Origin of the sequence: Mycobacterium sp. E2989, assembly GCF_001667595.1 — a bacterium.
Classification (GTDB): Bacteria; Actinomycetota; Actinomycetes; order Mycobacteriales; family Mycobacteriaceae; genus Mycobacterium.
On record NZ_LZJX01000005.1, the window covers coordinates 1 to 7,503 of the forward strand.

8 protein-coding genes and 1 pseudogene are annotated in these 7,503 nt (G+C 71.6%); 4 read left to right on the top strand and 5 right to left on the bottom strand.

Features of this window, described 5'->3' with window-relative positions; all coding sequences use genetic code 11:
* A pseudogene (locus tag A5680_RS00900) lies at positions 1-1,182 on the top strand (FGGY-family carbohydrate kinase); the annotation flags it as partial.
* Here A5680_RS00900 and A5680_RS00905 read toward each other — a convergent pair.
* Positions 1,179-2,669, bottom strand: a complete 1,491-nt coding sequence (locus tag A5680_RS00905) for a bifunctional phosphatase PAP2/diacylglycerol kinase family protein (RefSeq protein WP_055400559.1) — start codon at positions 2,667-2,669, stop codon at positions 1,179-1,181. The pseudogene A5680_RS00900 and the gene A5680_RS00905 overlap by 4 nt on opposite strands.
* Positions 2,670-2,697: 28 nt before the next feature.
* On the opposite strand from A5680_RS00905, the gene A5680_RS00910 reads away from it, so the two are divergent.
* The gene (locus tag A5680_RS00910) at positions 2,698-3,444 is read left to right on the top strand and encodes a hypothetical protein (protein ID WP_067815173.1); all 747 of its coding nucleotides are present in this window, start codon (positions 2,698-2,700) and stop codon (positions 3,442-3,444) included.
* Here A5680_RS00910 and A5680_RS00915 read toward each other — a convergent pair.
* From A5680_RS00915 to A5680_RS00925, 3 genes are all read right to left on the bottom strand, one after another.
* Positions 3,423-4,094 (bottom strand): GAP family protein, encoded by a 672-nt coding sequence (locus A5680_RS00915; RefSeq protein WP_055400590.1) that lies wholly within the window; start codon positions 4,092-4,094, stop codon positions 3,423-3,425. The genes A5680_RS00910 and A5680_RS00915 overlap by 22 nt on opposite strands.
* Positions 4,095-4,104: 10 nt before the next feature.
* Positions 4,105-4,776 (bottom strand): GAP family protein, encoded by a 672-nt coding sequence (locus tag A5680_RS00920; protein WP_067815167.1) that lies wholly within the window; start codon positions 4,774-4,776, stop codon positions 4,105-4,107.
* A gap of 71 nt (positions 4,777-4,847) precedes the next feature.
* On the bottom strand, positions 4,848-5,153 hold the full coding sequence (locus tag A5680_RS00925) for a hypothetical protein (protein WP_055400563.1): 306 nt from the start codon (positions 5,151-5,153) through the stop codon (positions 4,848-4,850).
* 106 nt (positions 5,154-5,259) lie between these two features.
* Here A5680_RS00925 and A5680_RS00930 point away from each other — a divergent pair, with 106 nt between their 5' ends.
* Together A5680_RS00930 and A5680_RS00935 are read left to right on the top strand one after the other, a co-directional pair.
* The gene (locus A5680_RS00930; protein WP_055400565.1) at positions 5,260-5,487 is read left to right on the top strand and encodes a hypothetical protein; all 228 of its coding nucleotides are present in this window, start codon (positions 5,260-5,262) and stop codon (positions 5,485-5,487) included.
* Between the two features lie 52 nt (positions 5,488-5,539).
* Entirely contained in the window at positions 5,540-7,048 is a 1,509-nt protein-coding gene (locus A5680_RS00935; protein ID WP_067815170.1) for a glycosyltransferase family 39 protein, read from the top strand.
* Here the strand turns inward: A5680_RS00935 and A5680_RS00940 are convergent.
* The coding region (locus A5680_RS00940) for a family 16 glycosylhydrolase (protein ID WP_156674973.1) at positions 7,049-7,503 on the bottom strand (455 nt) is incomplete at its 5' end.

Genomic DNA, 7,503 nt, shown 5'->3' on the forward strand with positions numbered 1-7,503 from the left:
CAACACGGGATGGTGTGCCTGGACGCGGCCGGCCAGGTGGTTCGGCCCGCGCTGCTGTGGAACGACGTGCGGTCGGCCGACGCGGCGCGCGCGCTCGTCGACGAGTTGGGCGGGCCGGGGGCGTGGGCGCGGGCCGTCGGCGTCGTGCCGCTGGCCGCGATCACGGTGGCCAAGCTGCGTTGGCTCGCCGACCACGAGCCGGGCCACGCCGACCGCACGGCGGGCGTCTGCCTCCCGCACGACTGGCTGACGTGGCGGCTACGCGGTGACGCCGACATCGCGGCCCTGACCACCGATCGCAGCGACGCCAGCGGCACCGGCTACTAGGACGCCGCCCGCGGCGACTATCGCGTCGACCTGCTCGAGCTGGCCCTGCGCGGTCGCCGGCCACGACTGCCGACCGTTCTGGGCCCGTCAGACGGAACACGTAGCGGCACAACAATATTCGGGGCCGGTCTCGGGGACAACGCCGCAGCGGCGCTGGGCCTGGGCGCCGACCAGGGCGACGTGGTGGTCTCGGTCGGCACCTCGGGGGTGGTCGCCGCCGTCAGCGCCGACCCGGTCCGCGACGACGCCGGCTTCGTCGCCGGATTCGCCGACGGCACCGGGCGTTACCTGCCGCTGGTGTGCACCCTCAACGGGGCGCGGGTGCTGGACGCGGCCGCCGCCATGCTGCGCGTCGACCACGACGAGCTGTCGGAGCTCGCGCTGTCCGCGCCGCCGGGCAGCGCGGGGCTGGTGCTGGTGCCCTATCTGGAGGGTGAGCGAACCCCCAACCGCCCCAACGCCTCCGGTGCCCTGCACGGCCTGCGGGTCGCCAACGCGACGCCGGCCAACCTGGCCCGCGCCGCGGTGGAGGGGTTGCTGTGCGCGCTGGCCGACGGCCTGGCCCACCTGGCCGCGCACGGCGTCACCCCGCGCCGCGTCCTGCTCATCGGCGGCGGCGCGGGGTCGCGGGCCCTGCGCGAGATCGCCCCGGCGGTGTTCGGCGTGCCCGTGCTGGCGCCGGCCCCGGCGCAGTACGTCGCGTTGGGCGCGGCGCGGCAGGCGGCGTGGGCGCTCAGCGGGTCACCGACACCGCCCGCCTGGACGCCGCCGCGGACCGACGAATACACCGCCGCCCCCACGCCCGACGTGCTCGCGCGCTATGCCCGGCTGCGCGACCTCACCGAGGGCGCCTAGTCGCAGGGCCGAAAGACCGGCAGGACACGGTATTTGGCGGTGAAGCTGGCCTTCTCGTATTCGTCGCCGACCTCACCGTCATACGCGATGACCGTCGGCCCGTCCACGGCGGAGAACGCGAATTCCGGCACCTGCAGCTCGTGATAGAGCGGGCTTCTCTCCAGCCGACCCAATGCGAGCGCGGTCAGGATCCTGGTGCGCGACAGGCGGCGTCCCGCTTCGAGCATCCGGACGTCGATCAGGCCGTCGTCCATCCGGGTCCGCCGCGACGGGGCGAACCCGGTGGGCAGATACAGCGAGTTGCCGAGGAAGAACAGCGACGTCAGCAGCGTCTTGTTGTCATACGAAATCCGGACGGGCTGGTCGTTGCGCAAGGTGTGCAGCATCGCGTACAGACCGGCCAGCGGCTTGCCGATGCGCTTCTGAAGTTTCTCGCGCTGCCGGACGAAGGCCGGGTAGGCGCCGATGCTGGCCGTGTTGAGGACCATCTGACTTTCGTTGAGGCACACCAGGTCCACGCACGCCACGCTGCCGCGCCGGATCGCGTCGACCGTCTTGGCCACGGTGTCGCAGCCGATGTCCTTGGCGAAGTGGTTGAACGTTCCGGCGGGGAACACGGCCAGCGGCAGCCCGGTCTCGATGGCGACGCCGGCGGCGGCCGCCACGGTGCCGTCGCCGCCGCCGACGGCCAGCACCTCGGCGCGCTCGGCGGCCTCACGCAGGACGTCGGCCGGCTCGTCGTCGGGGCCCAGCTCCCGGATGTCGACCTTCGGCAGCGCCTTGCGCACCTCGTCGACGACACGGGCGCCGGTGCCGCTGCCGGATTCGGGGTTGATGACAAGCACCACCCCGGACCCGTCGGGCCGCTCGGGCGTCTCGACCCGCAGCGGTTCCGTCTTGGGCAGGGCCGTTTCGACGATCGGCGGGACCAGGCGGCCGCCCAGTACCGCCACGCCCGCCCCAATGCCGAACCCGGCGACGACGTCGCCCGGGTAGTGCGCGCCGGTGGCCACCCGCGACAGTCCGACCAGCCCGGCCAGCAGCGCCAGCCCGAATCCCACCATCGGGTTCTCCAGACCGACGCCGACGGCGAACGCGGCCGCGCTGGCCGAATGCCCCGACGGGAAGGAGTTGGACGTCGGCCGGCGGCGGACCTGCCGGACCAGCGGCACCAGCTCGTACCCGGGCCGCGGGCGGCGCCGGATGCGTTTGGCGACCTGGTTGGTGACCAGGCTGGTGAGCGCCAGCGTCACGACGCCGCGCGTCGCTCCGCGCTGCGCGCTCTTGTTGCCCGAAGCCATCAGGGCCGCGGCGATGGCGAACCACAGCTTGGAGTTGTCGGCCGCCCGGGTCAGCGGCGGCATGACCGCATCCAGCAGCGGGGTGTCGGTCTCGGCGATCGCCTCGAAGATCTCCCGGTCCAGGGTGCCCAGCCCCCGGGTGATCTGGTTGATGCCGCGCGCGCGTTGCCAGGGCCGCCTGTTCATTCGCTACACCCTAAATTGGTTGGCGGACATGGACGCACCGGGCTACTACCAGAGATGGCGGGAAAACGCCGCGCGGCGGGGCGTGGCCCCGGACGTCCTCGCCGAGATCACCCGGCGGCACGCCGTCACCGCGGACAGCTTCCGTCCGCTCGCGAAGACCGTCGAGATCCGCGACCCGGACGGCAAGTCGTTCTTTCTGCTGCCCCGCGGCGTCAGTGGCGGCGACGCCCGCGCGGCGGTGCTGGGCACCTACGTCCTGAACGCCGGCACCGGCTACGGCGGCGGGGGCGGGCGGCGCACCGATTTCCCACCGACGCCCTACGGCGCCGCCGAGATCACTCGAATCATGCGGCGGCAGAACGCGAACCACTGGAGCTACGCGCGCGACGTCGGCTTCGTCGACCGCAACGGCGGGCGTCTGGTCACGACGCCGAACGGCATCCTGATGGGCCTGGGCGGCAACTGGATCCAGCGGCAATTCTGCCGCCGCGGCGGCACCACCTGGGGCGACATCTTCATGGTCAACATGGGCGGCGTCACCGAGCCGGCCGAGCGGCTGCGCCGGATCATCGAGTCCGGGCGCGCCTGGCACGACCTGGATCGGGTGCTGCACCACGAGGAGCGGCACTGCCGGCAGTGGGCGGCGAAGGGCTACGCGGGCATGCTGCGCGATTACGGCTGGGAGCTCATCCGCGAATACGCCTTCGGCGCGGTCAACCGGCTCGAGGCGGACGCCGGCCTGGCCGACGGCGGCTACAGCGCGTCGATCCCGTGATAGAGCACCATCGCACCGATCAGCACCAGGACCGCCGCCAGCAGGGCGGCGTTGTTGCGGTCCATCCAGTCCTTGAGCCTGGCCAGCGTGTCGTCGAGGCGGCTGCCGGCGGCCGCATAGGCCAGGATCGGGATCGCCACGCTTGACGCCGCGATCGCGACGAAGAAGGCGGCGGCCAGCCAGTCACCGGCGAGGCCGAGTCCGGCGGTGCCGATGCCCAGCCCGGCCGGAACGCAGATCAGCAGCACGTCCGGCCGCACCACCGCCAGGACGGCCCCCATGATCCCGGCCCGGGCCGGGGTGATGGTGGCGAACGAGCGCATCCAGGCCGGGGACTCGGCGTGGCCGTGCCGGTTCAGCCACTTGTAGATGCCGTACACGATCAGCCCCGAACCCAGCACCACACGCAACCACGACGACCATCGCGGCGGCGACTTGTCGAGGCCGCCGAGCAGGTGGGAGGCGGTGACCGAGAGCGCCGTCAGCGCGGCAAGGGTCAGCGCCCAGCCGGCGAGGAAGGCGAGGCCCGTCGGCCGCGGCCGCGGCGCCTGCAGCACGAGCACGGCCGGGATGACCGTGAGCGGCGAGAGCGAGATGACCAGTCCGAGCGGAACGAGCCCGGTGAGCACGGTGCCCCAGCTGCCTGCCATGGGCAGCAATCTACAGGGCGTGAATCCCGTTGTAGAGCACCATCAAACCGATCAAAACCAGGATGACCGCCAGCAGCGTGGCGTGGTTTTCCTCCATCCAGACTTTGAGGCGTTCCAGCGCATCGTCGAGGCGGTCGCCCGCGCCGGCGTACGCCAGGATCGGGATGGCGACCGTCGACGCGGCGATCACGAGAAACACCGTGGCGGCCACCAGCTGGCGGGCCGCGCCCAGGCCGCTGCTGCCGACGGCCAACCCGGCCGCCGCGCACAGGATCAGCACCTCGGGCCGCAGCACCACCAGCACCGCCCCGGTCACCCCCGCGCGCGCCGGGGTCAGCGTCGAGAACGAGCGCATCCAGCGCGGCATGGCTGCGTGCCGATGCCGGGACAGCCAGTGGTATCCGCCCAACGCGATCAGCGCCGACCCGAGCACCACGCGCAGCCACGACGCCCACGTCGGCGGCGCCTTGTGCAGGCCTTCCAGCAGGCCCGAGCCGCCGACGAACGCGGCGGTCAGGGCGACCAGACCCAACACCCACCCGGCGAGGAAGGCCAGGCCGGTCGGCCGCGGCCGCGGGGAGTGCAAGACGAGCACCGCCGGGATGACCGTGATCGGCGACAGCGCGATGACCGCCGCCAGCGCGACCAGCTTGGTCAGTACCGAGCCCCAACTTGCGTCCACGGGCAGCAATCATCGCATCGGCTTGGCGCGCCCGCACGGCTCCGGCGTAAGCGCCGCCGCCGGAACGGCTTTCAGCGTCTCCGGCGCAGCGTCCAGGCGGGCACCCAGTGCGTCACGGTTTTGCGCTCGGAGCCATACGCGATCGGGTAGGTCACCAGCCCCCACCAGTCGCCCTGCTCGCACAGGCCCCAGCAGCTCAGCAGGCCCTCGACCACCTTGTGCAGTTGCAGTCCGTTGGGCTGGTACCGGCCGGAGCGGTGCGGCTCGCGCGGGAACAGGACCGTCAGGTCCACCAGCACCGCGATCGGCGGGCGCACCACCCGAAACGGGCTGCGGACCGGCTGGCCGTTGTACCCGATGGACGCGAACTGCCCCATCGATCGATCATACGTTCGAACAGTGCCGGTTCGTCGAGTTCCCTGTTTTCGATCCCACGCCCGCGCCGGTCGATATAGTCGGCTCAACCATCAAGGGGAGGTCCACATGAAGATCGCTTGCGCCGCTGGCCTATTCGCGCTGGCCGGGCTGCTCACCGCCGGGGTGGGCGTGGCCGCCGCCGACCAGGTCGAGGTCGAGGGCAACTACTCGAGTCTGGCCGGTTGCGAGGCCGACGCCCCGAACGTCGAGATCACCCACAACGACCACCTCTACACCCACTGGGACTGCCGCCAGGGCTCCGACGGCTTCTGGCACGTCTGGCTGCTGAACTGACCCGGCGCTAGGGCCCGACGGGCCCGGGGCACGCTTCTGGCACCATAGCGACGTGCGGAACCCGCTTCGCCGCCCGCCGGCCGCGCTGGACCCGCTGCTCGTCGGCCTGCTCGCGGTCGCGGTGAGCCTGGGTGGCGCGGGCCGCCCCTCCTTCTGGTACGACGAGGCCGCCACCATTTCGGCCGCATACAGTCGTTCGCTTGCCCAGCTGTGGCGGATGCTGGGCAACGTCGACGCCGTGCACGGCCTGTACTACCTGCTGATGCACGCCTGGTTTCAGGTGTTCGGACCGACGGAGTTCTTCTCGCGCGTGCCCAGTGGGCTGGCCGTCGGGGGCGCGGCCGCCGGAATCGTGGTGCTGGGCAAGCAGTTCTCGACGCGCACCGTCGCGGTGGCCTCCGGTGTCTTCTGCGCCGTCTTGCCCCGGGCCACCTGGGCGGGCATCGAGGCCCGCCCCTACGCGCTGTCCATGATGGCCGCGGTGTGGCTGACGGTGTTGTTGGTGTGCGCCGCGCGCCGCGACACGGGTTGGCTGTGGGTGGCCTACGGCCTCGCCCTGGCGGCGTCGATCACGCTGGAGGTGTACCTCGCGTTGCTGGTGGCGGTGCACTTGGTCCTCGTATCCGGTTGCGCGCGAAGGGTTTTGCTGCGATTCGGCGTCACCGCGGCCGCCGCGGTCGGCGCCATGGCGCCGTTCCTGCTTACGGTCGCCGGGCAGGCGCACCAGATCAGCTGGATCGCCCCGATCGGTCGCCGGACGCTCGAAGACGTGGTGGTGCAACAGTATTTCGAGCGCAGCCCCCCGTTCGCCGTGCTGTCGGCGCTCGTGATCGCGGCGGCCATCGCCGTGTGGTCGGTCAGGGCGCCCTTGGCGCGGGCCGACCGGCAGCTGCTGACCCTGGCGGCCGCCTGGCTCGTGCTGCCGACTGCCGCCATCGTGATCTACTCGGCGCTGGTGCACCCGATCTACACCCCGCGCTACCTGTCCTTCACGGCACCCGGCATGGCGCTGATCCTGGGCGTCTGCGCGGCCGCGGTGACCGCCCGGCCCTGGCTGACGGCGGCCCTGGTCGCCCTGTTCGGCGTCGCCGCCGCGCCCAATTATGTTCTTGCGCAGCGTAATCCGTACGCCAAGTACGGGATGGATTACAGCCAGGTTGCCGACCTGATCACCGCGAAGGCGGCCCCGGGCGATTGCCTGCTGGTGAACGACACGGTGACATTCATGCCCGCCCCGATGCGCCCGCTCATGGCGGCGCGCCCGGACGCCTACCGCAAGCTGGTCGACCTCACCCTGTGGCAGCGGGCCACCGACCGCAACGACGTCTTCGACACCAACCTCATTCCCGAGGTCGTCGCGACGCCGTTGAGCCACTGCGGCGTCGTGTGGATCATCACCCAGGCCGACCCGTCACAGCCGGCCCACGAGCAGGGCCCGGCCATCCCGCCCGGACCGGTCTACGGCGCGACGCCGTCCTTCGCGGTCCCACACGACCTGGGTTTCCGGCTCGTCGAGCGCTGGCAGTTCAACCTGGTGCAGGTGTTCAAGGCGCAGCGCTAGTCACCAGATGCGGACGTAGTCGACCAGCATCGAGGCCGGGAACGTCCCCGCCGCCGGATCGCCGGCGCCGACCCCGCCCACGGCGAGGGTGAACATCGGCGTCATCCAGTAGCCGGGCTTGTTGAACGGCCACCGGAAGTCGTCGGGGGCGCCGCCGGCCACGTGGATGGGCTTGTTGGGCACCTTGAAGTACTCGGCCCCGTCCCGCGAGAACTCGAATCCCTCTTCGCCCCAATGCATTCGCCAGGTGTGCCAGGCACCGTCGACCAACCCGGGAATGGATTTGCCCTCCCAGGTCTTGCCGTTGGACGCGGCGTGGACCGTAGTGCCCGGGGGCCACGACCCGTTGCCGTACCACTCGAAGACGTCCACCTCCCCGTCGGGCAGCGGGTCCTCGTTGACCCCCCAGAACGACGGCCACAGGCCGGGGTAGAGGCAGTCGAGCTTGATCCGCG